The sequence below is a fragment of the Reinekea sp. G2M2-21 genome, assembly GCF_015687175.1.
Classification (GTDB): Bacteria; Pseudomonadota; Gammaproteobacteria; order Pseudomonadales; family Natronospirillaceae; genus Reinekea.
Genome location: NZ_JADPQG010000001.1, coordinates 1,220,812 through 1,236,898, shown reverse-complemented (window position 1 = coordinate 1,236,898; position 16,087 = coordinate 1,220,812). Strand labels below are relative to the sequence as shown.

At 47.0% G+C, this 16,087-nt stretch carries 13 protein-coding genes and 3 tRNA genes; 7 read left to right on the top strand and 9 right to left on the bottom strand.

All coding sequences use genetic code 11. The features are described 5' to 3' along the window. Positions 1 to 105: 105 nt before the first annotated feature. From IYN85_RS05705 to IYN85_RS05695, 3 genes are all read right to left on the bottom strand, one after another. Positions 106 to 181, bottom strand: a tRNA-His gene (locus IYN85_RS05705). Positions 182 to 200: 19 nt separating this feature from the next. Continuing rightward, positions 201 to 277: transfer RNA gene (locus tag IYN85_RS05700), tRNA-Arg, on the bottom strand. A gap of 145 nt (positions 278 to 422) precedes the next feature. Beyond that, positions 423 to 499, bottom strand: a tRNA-Pro gene (locus tag IYN85_RS05695). Positions 500 to 711: 212 nt separating this feature from the next. On the opposite strand from IYN85_RS05695, the gene folD reads away from it, so the two are divergent. From folD to IYN85_RS05680, 3 genes are read left to right on the top strand one after another with little or no spacing between them, the layout of a single operon-like run. Further along, positions 712 to 1,578: a bifunctional methylenetetrahydrofolate dehydrogenase/methenyltetrahydrofolate cyclohydrolase FolD gene (gene folD, locus IYN85_RS05690; RefSeq protein ID WP_196157854.1), complete on the top strand. Its 867-nt coding sequence runs from the start codon at positions 712 to 714 to the stop codon at positions 1,576 to 1,578. 15 nt (positions 1,579 to 1,593) lie between these two features. Continuing rightward, positions 1,594 to 2,091 (top strand): peptidylprolyl isomerase, encoded by a 498-nt coding sequence (locus tag IYN85_RS05685; RefSeq protein ID WP_196157853.1) that lies wholly within the window; start codon positions 1,594 to 1,596, stop codon positions 2,089 to 2,091. Positions 2,092 to 2,094: 3 nt separating this feature from the next. Next, positions 2,095 to 2,871 (top strand): UDP-2,3-diacylglucosamine diphosphatase, encoded by a 777-nt coding sequence (locus tag IYN85_RS05680; protein ID WP_255533655.1) that lies wholly within the window; start codon positions 2,095 to 2,097, stop codon positions 2,869 to 2,871. Here the strand turns inward: IYN85_RS05680 and IYN85_RS05675 are convergent. Then, entirely contained in the window at positions 2,844 to 3,470 is a 627-nt protein-coding gene (locus IYN85_RS05675) for a tRNA-(ms[2]io[6]A)-hydroxylase (RefSeq protein ID WP_196157851.1), read from the bottom strand. The two genes, IYN85_RS05680 and IYN85_RS05675, sit on opposite strands and share 28 nt — an antisense overlap. A 155-nt stretch (positions 3,471 to 3,625) precedes the next feature. Here IYN85_RS05675 and trmA point away from each other — a divergent pair, with 155 nt between their 5' ends. Beyond that, entirely contained in the window at positions 3,626 to 4,717 is a 1,092-nt protein-coding gene (gene trmA, locus IYN85_RS05670) for a tRNA (uridine(54)-C5)-methyltransferase TrmA (protein ID WP_196157850.1), read from the top strand. Between the two features lie 50 nt (positions 4,718 to 4,767). Here the strand turns inward: trmA and IYN85_RS05665 are convergent, their stop codons facing one another. Beyond that, positions 4,768 to 5,190: a secondary thiamine-phosphate synthase enzyme YjbQ gene (locus tag IYN85_RS05665; RefSeq protein WP_196157849.1), complete on the bottom strand. Its 423-nt coding sequence runs from the start codon at positions 5,188 to 5,190 to the stop codon at positions 4,768 to 4,770. Between the two features lie 25 nt (positions 5,191 to 5,215). Between IYN85_RS05665 and IYN85_RS26335 the strand changes: the two genes are divergently transcribed. Both IYN85_RS26335 and IYN85_RS05655 read left to right on the top strand, forming a co-directional pair. After that, positions 5,216 to 6,298, top strand: a complete 1,083-nt coding sequence (locus tag IYN85_RS26335) for a class I SAM-dependent methyltransferase (protein ID WP_196157848.1) — start codon at positions 5,216 to 5,218, stop codon at positions 6,296 to 6,298. 4 nt (positions 6,299 to 6,302) lie between these two features. Continuing rightward, complete coding sequence (locus tag IYN85_RS05655; RefSeq protein ID WP_196157847.1) at positions 6,303 to 7,112, top strand: aminoglycoside phosphotransferase family protein; 810 nt, start codon at positions 6,303 to 6,305, stop codon at positions 7,110 to 7,112. On the opposite strand, the gene rlmKL is transcribed toward IYN85_RS05655, so the two are convergent. After that, positions 7,102 to 9,237, bottom strand: a complete 2,136-nt coding sequence (gene rlmKL, locus IYN85_RS05650; RefSeq protein ID WP_196157846.1) for a bifunctional 23S rRNA (guanine(2069)-N(7))-methyltransferase RlmK/23S rRNA (guanine(2445)-N(2))-methyltransferase RlmL — start codon at positions 9,235 to 9,237, stop codon at positions 7,102 to 7,104. The genes IYN85_RS05655 and rlmKL overlap by 11 nt on opposite strands. 285 nt (positions 9,238 to 9,522) lie before the next feature. Here rlmKL and rmf point away from each other — a divergent pair, with 285 nt between their 5' ends. Beyond that, positions 9,523 to 9,738: a ribosome modulation factor gene (rmf, locus tag IYN85_RS05645; RefSeq protein WP_196157845.1), complete on the top strand. Its 216-nt coding sequence runs from the start codon at positions 9,523 to 9,525 to the stop codon at positions 9,736 to 9,738. Between the two features lie 76 nt (positions 9,739 to 9,814). Here the strand turns inward: rmf and IYN85_RS05640 are convergent, their stop codons facing one another. The 3 genes from IYN85_RS05640 to IYN85_RS05630 all read right to left on the bottom strand — a co-directional run bounded on the left by IYN85_RS05640 (position 9,815) and on the right by IYN85_RS05630 (position 16,028). Then, positions 9,815 to 10,828, bottom strand: coding sequence for a quinone-dependent dihydroorotate dehydrogenase (locus IYN85_RS05640; RefSeq protein WP_196157844.1), 1,014 nt, complete (start codon positions 10,826 to 10,828; stop codon positions 9,815 to 9,817). Between the two features lie 67 nt (positions 10,829 to 10,895). Beyond that, positions 10,896 to 11,186: a DUF2835 domain-containing protein gene (locus IYN85_RS05635; RefSeq protein WP_370592159.1), complete on the bottom strand. Its 291-nt coding sequence runs from the start codon at positions 11,184 to 11,186 to the stop codon at positions 10,896 to 10,898. Positions 11,187 to 11,207: 21 nt separating this feature from the next. Next, entirely contained in the window at positions 11,208 to 16,028 is a 4,821-nt protein-coding gene (locus IYN85_RS05630; RefSeq protein WP_196157843.1) for an NAD-glutamate dehydrogenase, read from the bottom strand. Positions 16,029 to 16,087 lie beyond the last annotated feature (59 nt).

Genomic DNA, 16,087 nt, shown 5'->3' with positions numbered 1-16,087 from the left:
AAGGAGCCAACCTCGTATAATCAAGCCCTAAACGGCTTAAAACAGTGATTTAAGACGATAAAGGCAAAAAAAAAGGCCGTTTTTACAAACGGCCTTTTCATTTATTGGGGTGGACGATGGGGATCGAACCCACGACCACCGGAATCACAATCCGGGGCTCTACCAACTGAGCTACGCCCACCACATTAACCGTTGTTGGATGGCACGCCCGGCAGGACTCGAACCTGCAACCACACGCTTAGAAGGCGTGTGCTCTATCCGGTTGAGCTACGAGCGCTCTGCCCGTTCCTACCGGCCACTTGTCTAAGTTTCGGCACATTGACAGTGAAACAAACTACGCAGCACTGCCAACTTACCACACTCCAACCTTGTTACTGCTCACCGAAAGTACCCTAAAGCACTTTAAGCACCAATTCAAAGATTGGTCGGAGCAGAGGGATTCGAACCCCCGACCCTCTGGTCCCAAACCAGATGCGCTACCAAACTGCGCTATGCTCCGATCGACTTGTGTCCGTCAACGTGGCGCGCATATTAATGATGACTCATTGCCTCGTCAAACATTTTTTAAAAAAAATCTTAAAAAACAAGGTGATAGCTTTATTCAGCGCAATTTTCGACCATCCTTTGAACCTTTCTTCGCGGTTGCCGTCATGCCGGGGCCATGCGAAAATCGCGCCTCATATTTCCTCTGCCACCTTAGGTGATAAATCAGTGTCTGCGAAAATTATTGACGGAAAGGCCATTGCGGCTGAATTGAAAACGAAAATAGCAAATGATGTAAAAGCTCTAACCAGTCAAGGGCACCGCCCTCCCGGGTTGGCAGTGGTACTGGTGGGATCTGACTTTGCATCACAAAAATATGTTGGCAGCAAAATCAAATCCTGCGAAGAAGTCGGGTTTAAGTCAAAAAGCTACGAAATGCCGACCGAAACAAAGGAATCTGAATTAATTGAACTGATTGATCGGTTGAACGAAGACGCCTCTATCGATGGCATACTGGTTCAGATGCCACTGCCAGAACACATAAACGCGGATACCATCGTCGAGCGCATCAAAGTTGACAAAGACGTTGACGGTTTTCACCCGTTCAATATCGGCCGCCTTGCACAACGTCGCCCCCTACTCGAAAGCTGCACACCTAAAGGTATTATGACGCTGTTAAAAAGCACGGGCGAAGAAATCCGAGGAAAGGATGCAGTAGTGGTTGGCGCCTCCAATCACGTTGGCCGACCTATGGCGCTTGAGTTATTGCTCGCCGGCTGCACGGTCATCACCACTCACCGATTCACTAAAAATCTGGAAGGCCATATCCGTAACGCCGACATCGTCGTCGTCGCCGCCGGTAAACCAGGCCTGGTTAAAGGCGAATGGATTAAAGAAGGTGCTATTGTCGTTGATGTGGGCATAAACAGAGACAACAACAATAAAATTGTCGGCGATGTTGAGTTTATCGCGGCTGAACAAAAAGCTGGTTGGATCACACCTGTACCCGGTGGTGTCGGCCCCATGACCGTTGCCACACTAATGGAAAACACTTTAATTGCCGCAAAACAGCTACACTTAGGCATCACAAATTAACACTAAGGAACGACTATGAACGTACTGATGAAAACATCGATGGGCGACATAACCATCAAACTGAATTTTGAAAAAGCACCAAAGACAGCAGAAAACTTCAAAAAATATGTTGAAGATGGTTTCTTTGACGGATTGATTTTTCACCGGGTCATCAATGGATTTATGATTCAGGGCGGCGGTTTTGAACCGGGAATGACGCAGCGTGAGACAGGCAACCCAATAGAAAATGAAGCCAATAACGGCCTTAAAAACACTAAGTACAGTGTTGCAATGGCCCGCACCATGGACCCACATTCAGCCACAGCGCAGTTTTTCATAAACGTTGCAGACAATTCATTTTTAGATTTCAAGTCCGAAACAGCAGACGGTTGGGGCTATGCAGTGTTCGGTGAAGTCATTGATGGAACTGATGTGGTAGACCGTATTAAATCTGTACCTACGACATTCCGCGCTGGTCATCAGGACGTTCCTACGGAAGATGTCATCATCGAAACAGCGACTATGGCTGACTGATTAATGTCGATAAATCACACAAATGCAATTTTCATTTCTGATCTGCATTTGACTGAAAATCGCCCGGATTGCATCCGGGCTTTTTATTCGTTTCTGGAATGGATTCCCGCCGAAACCGAGGCCCTGTTCATTTTGGGCGATTTTTTTGAGTATTGGATCGGTGACGATATAGCAACAGAATTATCAAAGGCTGTGGCAGAAAAACTGGCGACCCAGTCCAAAAGTAAAAACATAAACTTGTACTTTTTGCCCGGCAATCGCGACTTCAGCCTTGGCAACCGTTACTGTCAACTTAGCAATATGGAGCTTATTAGCGATAACACGATTGTTTGCATTGGGGGCGAAAGATTGTTGCTTTGCCACGGCGATCTTTTGTGCACAGATGACATCAGCTATCAGCGTTTTCGCGCGGTGATTCGCCACCCTGTGGTAATGAATATTTTACTGTCGCTGCCAGCACGTTTTCGCAGGCGCTTGGCAGAAAAGCTTCGACAGAATTCAACTGAGAAGTTTAAGCGCTACGAATCACTTATCGATGTAAACCAAGATGCAGTACTTGACTCAGCAGCAAGCCATGCCAGCAATATACTCATACACGGCCATACACACCTTGCCAATATTCACCTTCATCAATGCAACCGGGGAAATATTCAACGAATGGTTCTGGGAGACTGGCATAAACTGGGATGGTTCGGACGGTTTGACGGTAACCAACTATCCTTGCACCAGTTCGATATTGCCGCCCCTGACTTTCAGGCAGCGCTTGGAACGCCACTGTGAAATCGAAACTCAACATCCTCGCTTTCAATCAACTCTTTCTCCGCCAACAAAAACTCTTCAACACGAGCGTCAATAGGCTCATCGGAATAAAGCTGCGCCAGAGTAAGATAATCCCGAAAATGACGCCCTTCACTTTTCAGTAATGAGAAATAAAACTTAGCCAGTTCATCGTCCAAGAATGGGATGAGTACCGCGAAACGTTCACAGGAACGCGCTTCGACAATGGCGCCCAATATGCATTTATCAATGAGCTGCAAAGGCTCTTCTTTACGAACCAACTTGTGGAGCGCAGATGCATATCGTGCTGCTGACACCGGCGTATAGTCTATATCACGGGCGTACATGATTTTGGTTACCTGATCGAAATGAACCAATTCTTCACGCGCTAACTTGCTCATTTTAGCCAACAGTTCTTTTCGATCGATGTATTTGTACATCATCGACATGGCCGTTGACGCTGCCTTTTTCTCACAGTTCGCATGATCTATCAGCAATGTCGGTAAGTCGTTCAAGGCAGCATCGACCCATCCTTGTGGCGTTGCACACAGGAGAAATTCCCGAATATCGGCTGTGATATCTTGAATGAGTGCATGGTCCATATAGATGCCTGTTTGATTACTTAAAAAAAGGGGCGATTATAGGAATCGATTAAGTAAATGCCAGCAAAAGTGTAAAAACACACCAGATAACGGTATAAACTAGAAATATCAGCAAATAGCCCTACAATTCCCCGACTTTTTAGCTGAGCACGATCATGCCCTTTCCTTTTGCCCCCGAAAACTACCAACAACAACTGTCAGTCAAAGCGGATCATTTGACCGAACTCCTTTCGGGCTGGTCACATCCGACAATCGAAATATTTGCATCACCCACTCAACATTATCGCATGCGCGCGGAATTTCGAGTTTGGCATGAGGATGATAAATCGTTCTTTGCTATGTTTCGGCCTGAAGATCGAAGAACACCCGTCGAGGTGACTGAGTTCCCGATTGCTTCAACCTTGCTAAATCGTTTGATGGAGAAGGTCCGGATCGCAATCCATGAGGACCCGGAATTACGATTCAAACTGTTCCAGGTCGAATTTTTAACCACTCAATCAGGTGATGCTCTGATCACCCTGATTTATCACCGCAAACTGGATGAAAACTGGGAGACACGTGGCCGACATTGGCAATCCGTATGGGGCTTCCCTGTTATCGGTCGCGCCCGCAAACAACGTTTCGTGTTAGAGCGAGATTACGTGACCGAGACCTTGCAGATAGGTGATCAACATTTTCACTTCCACCAATACGAAAACAGTTTTACGCAGCCTAATGCGGCCGTATGTGAAAAAATGGTGGCCTGGGCGGTCGCAAACAGTCGAGGCACTCAGCAGTATGATTTAATGGAAATGTACTGTGGCAATGGTAATTTCTCGATTCCCATGGCTAAAAACTTCCGCAATGCGTTAGGCACGGAAATATCACGAACGTCAGTGACCAGTGCGCAAGAGAATATAGCGCTGAACAAATGCCAGAATCTGAAAATTGCCAGAATGGCCAGTGAAGACCTGTCTAAAGCCTGGTTACACAATGAACCTAACCGACGGTTCAACGAGTTTGGCATACAGAATTACGATTTTGATACGGTCCTAGTCGACCCACCCAGAGCCGGTCTGGATGACGACACGGTAGAGCTGTTAAAACGTTTTAGACGCATTATCTATGTTTCGTGCAATCCGGTGACCATGGTAGAAAACATCAGCAAACTGCAATCCACTTACCAAATGACGGCGGCGGCTCTGTTTGATCAGTTCCCATACACCGACCATATGGAATCTGGCGTGGTATTGGAACGCACGGAATAACGACCAATCTCAACTGACAATAAGTTGGTGTTTTCGCCAAGCGCGTATGCTTAGCGATCACCGATGAGTGTTACCGCAATGTTCCTGGAACCCCCGTGGTTGCGGTGCTCTCCGAGTACAATCCCCTGCCACGTCCCCAACAAGGGCTCACCGTGTTGAACGGATAGGCTTAAATTGGTGCCCAGAAGTGCACTTTTAATATGAGCCGGAAGATCATCCGGTCCCTCGAAGGTATGCCGGTAGTCGGGATGACTTTCTGGAACCAACCGATTAAATACAGATTCAAGATCGTCTCTCACTGTCGGGTCGGCATTCTCGTTTAAACTTAACGAAGCTGAAGTGTGTTGCAGTGTTAAAACCAACAACCCAGACTTTACTGTCCTGATTTCTGGTATCTGCTGGAGAATTTCATCGGTGACGAGGTGAAAACCACGACGATATGCTGGCAAACTGATAATCTTATTCAACACCATCACATGAACGACCCAGGAAATTTACGTGCTTTCATCTTACCGACTCAACCGTATTCCACAAGACGCATCATTGCAGGCATGGAATGCAGCAGACGAGTTGTTCTTAAAACGGCACCATTCAACATTGCCGCTCGGCAACCTGTTATTGATAAACGACCACTTTGGCGCGCTGGCTATTGCTTTGGCAGAAAAGTCAGTGAACTGGTGGCATTACTCGACGATGTCCGCAGAAGCTCTGCGGATGAACTGCGAACTCAACAATATTCCGGAACCCGTTATTCTCAATGGACTGGTTCAAGAAATTAACAAATACCAGACGATTGTGATTCAAATACCCAAATCTACTAACCTGTTCGCCTGGCAACTCGAACAAGCCATACAGCACATGCCAGACAACGCACGCGTATACGCTTTGGGCATGGTAAAACACATCAGTGCGGGTCACATTGCCGTAATGAACACGCTCTTCAAAGACTCGAATCCTGGTCGCGCAGAAAAAAAAGCCCGAGTCATTGAGCTCTGGAATCCCACTCGGACCATTAAATCGAAAACACATTTCCAATCTTTCGATCGACTCCCTTGTGGCCTGGCCAACCTACCTGGGTGTTATGCCGAAAAAACCGTGGATCAAGGGGCGTTAGTGTTTATCGAGCATTTTGGACTGCTACCCGATGCACACAATGTATTGGATTTGGGCTGTGGCAATGGGGTACTGTCATTGATCTACGCTCAGCAGCATCCACATGCACATCTCTCATTGGTCGACGAAAACCATCAGGCACTGCAATCCGCTGAAATCAATTTCAAGAATTCAAAACTTAGCAATGAGTTTAAACTCGTTCATTCGAACAGTCTGAATTCGGTGCCAGACTGTAACTTTGACCTCATTCTTTGCAACCCTCCTTTTCATCAAGAAAACACGGTCACCGATAGCATCGCAAAAAAAATGTTTGCAGACGCACACAACGCATTAACCAACGAAGGAGAGTTGTGGATCGTCGCGAATCGCCATTTGCCCTATCATGAGGCGTTGCGTAAATACTTTCGCACGACGCAGATAAAATCGTCACACCCAAAATTCAATGTAATTTGCTGTAAGAAGGGCTAAATACTTGCAAAGCGAAACAGAAATGACGGGCGGCAATACCAATACTGAGGTTGTACGCAAGGGCAATACGGTGCGACGAGCCGCATCTAAGCACAGCCATTCAATACAAGAATTCATGCGCCATTTGCGCCAAAAAGGGTTTAATGCGTGCCCTGAATTTCTGGGTTTCGATGAGCAGGGTCGGGAAATATTGACGTATATCGAAGGCAGTAGTGAGATTCCAAAACATTTCTGGACGGAGGATCAACCATTAATAGACACGGCATTACTGTTGAAACGATTCCATGATGCCGCCGAGGGCTATACCCTAACCGACCAACATTGGGCTGTGATCGACGCAGACCCGCAGCATCATGAGGTAATTTGCCATCATGATTTCGCACCGTACAATTTTATTTTCCGCGGCCAGTCACCCGTGGCTGTTATTGATTTCGAACTCTGTGGACCGGGGTTGAAAATAACGGATATCGCATACGCCGCTTACTGGACAGTCCCCTTATCCTTCGCAGCAAATGACTTAGTGGCATTCACTGAACAAGACATCGTTAACCAACACCACCGCTTTAAATTGTTTGCAGCCACGTATCAATGCGAGATTGATCCGAGGCTGTTAGACGCTATTGAGGAGGTACTGTTCATCATGGGCAACAAAGACGACATGATCAGCCGCCTCGGTCAAAGCGCTGCAGATCGGCTCGAAGCAGAGGGTCACCTCGATCATTGGCAACGGGAAGCCGCCGCGTTCAAACACAATCGGCATCGACTTAAAACGGCGACGCAATCCTTATCACCCAATAAACCCATTACCCTTTAAAACGGATTTCAAAGCAGCGATGGGGCTTTTTACGTTTATAGTCCGGACCGATCGACAAATTTGAAACATCTTTCACGTCAAACAGCTCGTATATCTTTTCATCCATAAAAAACTTTCGGTAGTTGTTTGAAAACAACAAAACCCCTGATGCACTCAATGACTTCATCGCATTGGTAATCAGCATTTCATGATCGCGTTGAACGTCCAGTGTCTCGCTCATTCGTGCCGAGTTACTGAACGTAGGTGGATCCATCACAATCAGGTCAAACGAATCGCGACAATCTGCTAACCATTTCAAACAGTCTGCGTGAATAAATTGATGGTTGGGTCCCTCTTTGCCACCGTTAAGCTCCAGGTTATCTTTGGCCCAGTTTAAATAGGTTTTCGACAAATCCACACTGACCGTTTTTTTTGCGCCACCCACGAATGCATGTGAGGTAAAACTGCCGGTATAGCAAAACAGATTCAGCACCCTTTTTCCGGCAGCATTTTTCTGCACCCAGTGTCGGGAACTTCGGTGATCCAAAAACAACCCTGTATCGAGATAATCCAACAGGTTTACTTTCAGCTTGACGCCATATTCATGCACGATAAATGACTGGTTTGTGGCAGCGTTTTTTTCATATTGATTACTGCCTTTCTGCCGTTCTCGACGTTTTACAGCAATTCGCTTTACCGGAATATCGAACAATTCAGAAAGCGCGTCTATGGCGTGAAATAAACGCTGTTGCGCTTTTTGCTCAGGCACCGACTTTGGCGGTGCATACTCCTGAACATGGAGCCAATCGGCGTATTGATCAACGGCTATCGCGTATTCCGGTATATCCGCATCATAAACACGAAAGGCTTCAATACCGTCTTTATTGCGCCACTTTTTCAATTGTTTCAGGTTTTTTTCTATCCGATTTTTAAATGCTGTGATTTGTTCATTGACCGCCTGCCCTTCAGCAAGTCGGTCCCCTTCTGCGCTGAAATTGTAGAGCACGGTTTCCAAAGGGCCGTTAAAAAATGTGCGCTTCTGTTTTGGTTTAAGACCGATTTCCCGCGCAAGAATATCGTCGGATGTCAACATGGCCAGGTCCCAGCCCGCTAACTGCTCACGTGCGATGTCACCAATCTTACGGTAAGTCCGCATAAGGGTTGGTTTGTCACCTAATCGCTCCCCGTATGGTGGGTTCGACAACCACAGACCTGGCTTTAATTCCCAATGGGTAGGTAATGTCCATTCATCCAGACTTTTATGATAACAACGGGCCTGCTTTTCCAATCCCAGTTTCTGCAAAGTTTCATTAGCCGAAGCAATAACTCCGCCGTCAGCATCGTAACCCAAAACCGGCGGCATCGATTCAATTCCAACGGTTCGCCGGTTGCGGGCATCTTCCTGTAACAACCGCCAATCATTTACGGAGTGCTGTAACCATCGCTCAAAACCAAATTTGCCTCGGCCAAGGCCCGGGGCGTAGTCAGCAGCGATCATAGCGGCTTCGACTACAATTGTGCCGGAGCCACACATCAAATCTAAAAAGGCCTCTCCGCGTCTCGCTTTGGCCGGCCAGTCATTTGCCAGTAACAATGCCGCAGCCAGATTTTCTTTAATGGGTGCCGGACCCGTAGATTGTCGGTATCCGCGCTTATGCAGTGACTCACCCGTCAACTCAATACCAAGAAACATCTTCTTTTTTGCCACCTGCGCAAAAATAGTCAGATCGGCAGATTTGTCGACACTGGGCCGCATACCATGTTTGTCACGGAACTGATCGACAACCCAGTCCTTTACCTTTTGAGCACCAAATCGGGTGTCTCGGATTTCAGGCAGATGCCCGGTAAAGGTTACTTTCAGTGTGCCACTAGGCCGAAGATGTTGATCCCATTCAACACGCTTCACCATGGCTTCGAGCGCTGAATATGAGACTTCTTCCACTTCATGCAGGGCGAGATAAATGCGATTCGCCAGTCGACTCCACAAACACACACGATAACCGTCAACCAGTGGGCCTTCGAATACGACACCCTTGTGCCAATCGCCCGCCGTTATGCCGGTGATTTGCTCAATTTCCTGCTTGAGAAGGCCATGAACACCCTGAGGGCAAGTTACCCAAAAACGATAGGTTTGCGTAGAAGACATTTTTAGACAGATTCTCTATTAAAAATTCATTAAACGGTAACAAACTATAATAAGTAAATTTACCGCCGTTCGAGACTCTTGAGGAAAGCCCTGTCTCATGGGCATGCCAACTGTGGCTCTTTACATATTCTGTTGGTTCATAAGAAAAATGATGGTTAGATTATAAAGTTCATCGACACCACCGTCTGCAATTAGTTACAACAGTAGCACATCTTTCGCTTTTACTTGGAACGGATGAAAAGATCCGTTCTGCTCTCTGGCAAGACCTAAATACGAGGAACGCGTATGAAAAGACAAAAAAGAGACAAAATGGAAAGAGCATTTCAAAAGGGCTACATGGCAGGCGTAGAAGGAAAATCCAAAGATCAATGCCCAAAAGAAGCAGGACCAGAACATCAACAATGGATTAACGGCTGGCGTGAAGGACGCAGCGACCATTGGGACGGCTATACCGGGGTAAGTGGTATTCATCGAGTCAACGAAGTCGTCATTCATCACTAAATTCACCGAACGAATTCATAAGCTACAAAGCCGGCACTTGCCGGCTTTGTAGCATCTGCGGTTTTGAAAAAACGGCTTACAATCGCGCCAAACGCTCAACAGCTTTTTTAATCAGCCCCGGCCCTTGATATATAAAGCCGGTATAAACCTGAACCAGGTCGGCACCCATTTTAAGCTTCTCTTCAGCATCGTGTTCAGACATAACCCCGCCAACACCAATTAACGGAATACTGTCGTCCAGCTGCTCACGGAAGAGTTTCAATACGTGATTCGACTGATCCCGGACCGGAGAACCAGACAACCCGCCGGTTTCTTCTGCGTGAACACAACCTTCTACGGCGTCCCGGCTGACGGTTGTATTGGTGGCGATCACCCCTTCAACCTTTAGCTCATTAAAGGTTGCAGCCAACGATTTAACCTCTTCATCAGTCAAATCCGGCGCTATCTTGATCAAGATTGGGGTGTGCTTATGAGATTCGTCGAGTTCTTGTTGTCGAGCTTGCAACGCTGAAATCAGCTTGGCCAAATTTTCACCAAATTGTAGATTCCGCAGTCCAGGCGTATTGGGTGAAGAAAGATTAACCGCAATGTAATCAGCCACGGGATATACTTTTTCAAGACATATCAGGTAGTCATTTACGGCCTCTTCTTCCGGGGTGTCTTTATTTTTTCCGATGTTTATCCCGATGACGCCGGAGTAATTGCTTTTCTTCACTCGTTCCACCAGATAGTCGACACCTTTGTTATTAAACCCCATCCGGTTAATGATGGCTTCTTTCTCTGGAATCCGGAACAACCGAGGTTGCGGATTACCCGGTTGAGGCTTCGGCGTTACGGTACCGACTTCAACAAACCCAAAACCAAAGGCGCCCAAGGCATCGATAGCGTCTCCGTTCTTGTCTAATCCAGCTGCCAGGCCGACCGCGTTGGGAAACTCAATGCCAAACACGGTTACCGGTTTTTGCTTTTTCGGGCCTGGAATTGCGCCGGAAAGGCTAAGATTCGTCACTGCAGCGAACGCATCAATAGTGAGCTCATGTGCGGTTTCGGCAGACAACATAAAAAGAATTTTTTTGAAAAATTGGTACATTCTGCGCTCCCTAGCGTCTGGTGCAGCGAGATTATACGGAATCGCTTTGACATTAGTAGAAGTTAGATCAACGGATTTTATCGATACCCACAAACTTATGGTATTCATCAAAGTGAATGGCAAATGAGCCATGTATGCCTTCATGGGTGACAAAAGGTTGCAAAATCCGGCTGGGAAAGCGAACACGCCGCCCATCATGCGCGATCGCGCTCACCTGACTAACCTGCCCTTGGTAATGACGCAGATACTCTTCAGTTGGAATATGTAGGTCAACTATGATGGTTTTGGATTGTGCGTTGGAAGCCATTTGCCGAAAATCAAGGGTAATTTCCGGCAAATGTAACAGGTCGTCGGTCACCCGACCACCTGTTTTAGGGGCTTAGGAAAGCTCAGGCATCGTCGCTTGCGACAGGTCCAGGAGCTCCCGGATTGCCACACTGTACATGCTGAATTCAGGCTCATTCACTGCCCTGATTTCATTCATCATACGCAACCAGCGGTCGACTAGAACCTTATTGTCGGCTAACCAGGTGTCAACGGTTTCGTCGAGCTGATCACCCTTGTCCATTTGTGCAAAAAGCCCTTGCGTAATGCGCCGCTGTTGCCATTCCAGGTCGTCTCGATAAGACTCCCGCGCCATTGCCTGCCAATGGGAGTTAACAGATGCTGAATTCACTTGTCGGGCGAAAAGTTCCAGTCCCAATGATTCACCGATTCGGAAATAACCATGGGCCACATCCAGTACATCCCGTTTTAGCAGCTGTGATACGGCTATCACACCCAAAGAGGTATAAAGCATATCCGCAGCTGCAACTTTTCTGGCCAGCGCTTCTGGCACGCCTGCGTCAATCATTGTCTGCGCGTCTTGCAACCAATCTTTTTTAGGGGCTTCCGGCAACGTTTCTTCCAGTTTATCGCTCAATGTCTGTAGCGGTCCTCGGAACAGATCGACCACTTGTTCAATGTCGATGCCCGCACGGTAATTTTTCACCAACCAACGGCTGCTTCGGCGCACCATACGGGACGTGCGTTGCATCATACTGGACTGAAGCTCAGCGGGTATCTGATAGTCTAGCGCTTCAATGTCATCCCAAATTTCATGCAAACCGAAGATTTCCCGTGATGCGACATAGGCCTTGGCAACTTCAATCGCGGACGCACCGGTACTTTCATGCAAGCGATTGTAGAAAGTAATGCCCATGTAATTAATCATGTCATTGGCTACTTGGGTCGCCACAATTTCTTTGTGCAAGCGATGCTCGGTCATTAACTTACCGAAGTCTTTTCGCATAGCTGCGGGAAACTCTGTGGTTACGATCTGACTGACAAAGGTATCACTTGCCAACTCCTCCTTCGCCAGCATTTCTTTTAAATCGCCCTTCACGTAGGAAATCAATACCGCCAATTCTGGACGGGACAAACCAAAGCCATTCGCCTTACGTTCTGAAATCAAGTCGTCCGAAGGCATGAACTCCAGCTCCCGGTTTAGCTTACCGCTGGCTTCCATCGCATTAATTAACCGGCGGTATTCTTCAACGCGCTGCCGAGATTCGGTGTAAGCGATGCCCAATGCCTGTGTTTGCCGATAGTTATTGCGCAAAACCAAACTCGATACATCTTCTGTTAGTTTTTCAAGCGTTGAATTGCGCTGCTTAACGGTCATGTCACCATTTGCGACCATATCGTCGAGCAGGATTTTCATATTGACTTCATGGTCGGAACAATCGACGCCTCCGGCATTGTCGATGAAGTCGGTGAAACAACGTCCACCCTTGAGGTTAAATTCAATACGACCCAACTGAGTAAACCCAAGGTTGCCGCCTTCCCCGATCACTTTACAGCGCAGTTCTTTTCCGTTGACGCGCAATGCGTCATTGGCTTTGTCACCGACGTCCGCGTGCGATTCACTGGTCGCTTTTACGTAGGTACCAATACCGCCATTCCAGAGCAGATCTACCGGGGCTTTCAGCATCGCGGTGATTAACTCGGTGGGCGACAGTTTACTTTCCTTAATATCAAAAGCCTTTTTCATTTCAGCCGATATGGTGATCGACTTTGCACTACGACTGAAAATACCACCACCTTTAGAAATTAACTTACTGTCGTAGTCTTCCCAGGACGATCTTGGTAGCGCAAACATGCGTTGCCGTTCTTTAAAACTGGCTGCAGCATCTGGATTTGGATCGACAAAAATGTGCATGTGGTTGAATGCGCCCAGTAGCCGGACGGTCTCAGAACGTAATAAACCATTACCAAAGACGTCTCCGGCCATGTCACCAATACCAATGACCGATATAGGATCGCTTTGCACGTTGATGCCGAGTTCACGGAAATGCCGTTGTACGCTCACCCAAGCGCCGCGAGCAGTAATACCCATTTTCTTATGATCGTAGCCAAATGAACCACCAGAAGCGAAGGCGTCACCCAACCAGAAGTTATAGTCATTGGCTACTTCGTTGGCGATATCCGAAAACGTCGCAGTTCCTTTGTCAGCTGCCACAACGAGATAAGGGTCGTCGTTGTCATAACGAACAACCTTAGCGGGAGGTACCACTTTGTTATCAACCAGGTTATCGGTGACGTCCAACAGTCCACGAATAAAGGTTTTATAGCATTCAATACCTTCTGCAAAGAACGCATCGCGATTCGTCGGCGGAGGCAGTTGTTTTGCGACAAAGCCACCCTTGGCACCCACAGGCACAATTACGGCGTTTTTCACCTGTTGTGCCTTCACCAAACCCAATACTTCAGTTCTGAAGTCCTCATTTCGATCGGACCAGCGCAATCCACCTCGCGCAACTGACCCACCGCGCAGATGAACACCTTCAATACGTGGCGAGTAGACGAAGATTTCATACTTCGGTTTAGGCAACGGAATATTGGATATCTTACTGGGATCAAGTTTGAAACTAATGTATTCCTTACGCAGCCCCTTCTCATTCTCCTGATAGAAGTTCGTGCGCAGTGTCGCCATGATCAGTTCCATGTAGCGACGGATAATCCGGTCTTCGTTGATGTTGTTTACATCGTCCAACTGCGCTTCAATTTGTTCTACCCAGTGCTCAACCAGGTGCACCCCTTTCTGTTTTTCAGGATTAAATCTGGCTGAAAACAACTCTGACAGATGATCGGTTAATTTGGTATAGCGAATCAGGGTTTCGGCAATATATTCCAGGCTCAAACCGAAACGGGTCTGTTTCATGTATTTTGCGTAACCGCGCAACATCGCTACTTCGCGCCATGTTAGTTTCGCCTGCAGTACCAGTTGGTTGTAAGAGTCATTTTCGGCGCGACCTTTCCAGATATTCAGGAACGCCTTAGAAAACTCATCGCGATATTTAGCTGGATCAATTTCCGGGTTTGGCTCAAACAACAGATTAAAATCGTAAATCCACGTGCAACCCTGCTGAGGATGGATGATTTCGTAAGGAAATTCATCAATGACCTTAAGCCCCAGATTCTCAAGAACAGGGATCAGGTCAGATAAGAGTAACGCATCCCCTTTATTAAAAATCTTTAACTTCAAGACACTCCCAGTCGGCTCCATAGAACGGAAAAAGCTGAGCGTCAGGTTCTCGTCGGCATTCTTCTGCAAGCTTTCGATTCGCTGAATGTCGGCTACCGCGACACGGGCACTGTATTCTTCCATATAGCTTGACGGAAACGCATGCTCATAGGGTTGATAGAGACGAATACCCTTTTCTTCGCCAAATGACTCAACCAATGCCTGTTGCAGTTCATCTGTCCAACGACGCGCAATCTGGACAATACGATTTTCCAATCCCTCAACCGGTGGTACTACATCCAATGGCTCTGAAAGCTTAAAGACAAACCGGGTACGGGCAAGAACAGATTCGCTGAAAAAAGTCGTAAAATCTGAGCCTTCTACATTAAAGCTTTCTGCCAACAGATCATGGACTTTAATTCGTACCTGCGTATTAAAGACGTCCCTTGGCATATAAACCACGGCATTCAGGAATTTCCCGTAGGCGTCTTTACGCAGAAATAATCGAATTTGCTTACGTTCCTGAATTGACAGCACTTCATTAGTCACCCGCAGCAATGTCTTCACGTTCGACTGAATCAGTTCATCCCGAGGGAAGTTATACAAAATAGCTGAAAGCTCTTTATGGGCATGCGTGCCAGGGTAATAACCGGATGTTTTCAGTACCCGTTCAATTTTCTTGCGCACTACAGGAATATTCTTAGGCGTTTCGTTATAGACCGCAGAGGTATAGAGCCCCATAAATCGTCGACCACCGATCACTTCACCCTTGTCATTAAAGTGCTTCACAATGATGTAATCAGAATAGGCGGCGCGATGCACAGAGGAGCGCCGCCCCGACTTGGTAAAAATCAATAGTTCCTGTTTGAACACATGTGACCGACGTTCTTCGGTCATATCGTCTATTCTTTCATCACGGCGAGATTTATTCTTTTTGAACAACCCCAACTCGGTTCCCGGCACTTGAGTGACCACACCGTCTGCTATGGTGTATTCATCGTAGGCTAAGAAGCTGAAATGATTGTTGGCGATCCATTCCATAAAGACTTTCGCTTCGTCCAGCTCAGCTTTCTTGAACGGGTATGGCTTTTCATGAAGGTCTTTGATCACTTCCGTGGTGCGTTCAATCATCGCTGGAAAATCGTCTACGACGTAAACTACGTCGTTCAGCACATTCTGCAATTCCCTTTCGACCTCATCGCGCTGCTCAGCAACAGACGTTCTGTCCATTTCTATACACAACAAAAGTTCTTTGTCGCCGTCATCGGAAAAACCTCTGAATTCTCCTTTTTTGGTACGTTCAACACCAAATGTGCCATAGAAAATGGCGTGTATATTAATGTTCAGCTTATTTAGGGCCAGTCTTGCTGAGTCTATGACGAAGGGAATTTCATCCTGAAGTATTGAAACAATGGTGTGCTGCGACTGCCATTCATGTTCTTCTACATTGGGGTTAATTACTTCAATACTCGCTTTGCGCTTGGATTTCACCTGAATATTGCGCCACAGCGTCACCACCATTCCCGCTAAATCGGTCATTTCATACTGCATCAGGTCACGCATGGAGGCATGCTTAAATAACTCACGGATAAAGTAATTCAAGTTTGCATGATGGTTCTCTGGGAAATGCACCAATAATCGCTGATAAAGCGCTTCCATCAGTTCATCTTGGTTGGTCATTAACACTGTTGACATATCGGCCTCTGTTTATTTTTATTAAGTTAGGCTCAAAACACTTTTGACCAGTGTCTGAA

Coding starts and splice junctions, on each gene's coding strand:
- IYN85_RS05685 (WP_196157853.1), top strand. CDS start 1,594: ATGAACGTACTGATGAAAACATCGATGGGCGACATAACCATCAAACTG.
- IYN85_RS05680 (WP_255533655.1), top strand. CDS start 2,095: ATGTCGATAAATCACACAAATGCAATTTTCATTTCTGATCTGCATTTG.
- IYN85_RS05675 (WP_196157851.1), bottom strand. CDS start 3,470: ATGGACCATGCACTCATTCAAGATATCACAGCCGATATTCGGGAATTT.
- trmA (WP_196157850.1), top strand. CDS start 3,626: ATGCCCTTTCCTTTTGCCCCCGAAAACTACCAACAACAACTGTCAGTC.
- IYN85_RS05665 (WP_196157849.1), bottom strand. CDS start 5,190: ATGGTGTTGAATAAGATTATCAGTTTGCCAGCATATCGTCGTGGTTTT.
- rlmKL (WP_196157846.1), bottom strand. CDS start 9,237: ATGTCTTCTACGCAAACCTATCGTTTTTGGGTAACTTGCCCTCAGGGT.
- rmf (WP_196157845.1), top strand. CDS start 9,523: ATGAAAAGACAAAAAAGAGACAAAATGGAAAGAGCATTTCAAAAGGGC.
- IYN85_RS05640 (WP_196157844.1), bottom strand. CDS start 10,828: ATGTACCAATTTTTCAAAAAAATTCTTTTTATGTTGTCTGCCGAAACC.
- IYN85_RS05630 (WP_196157843.1), bottom strand. CDS start 16,028: ATGTCAACAGTGTTAATGACCAACCAAGATGAACTGATGGAAGCGCTT.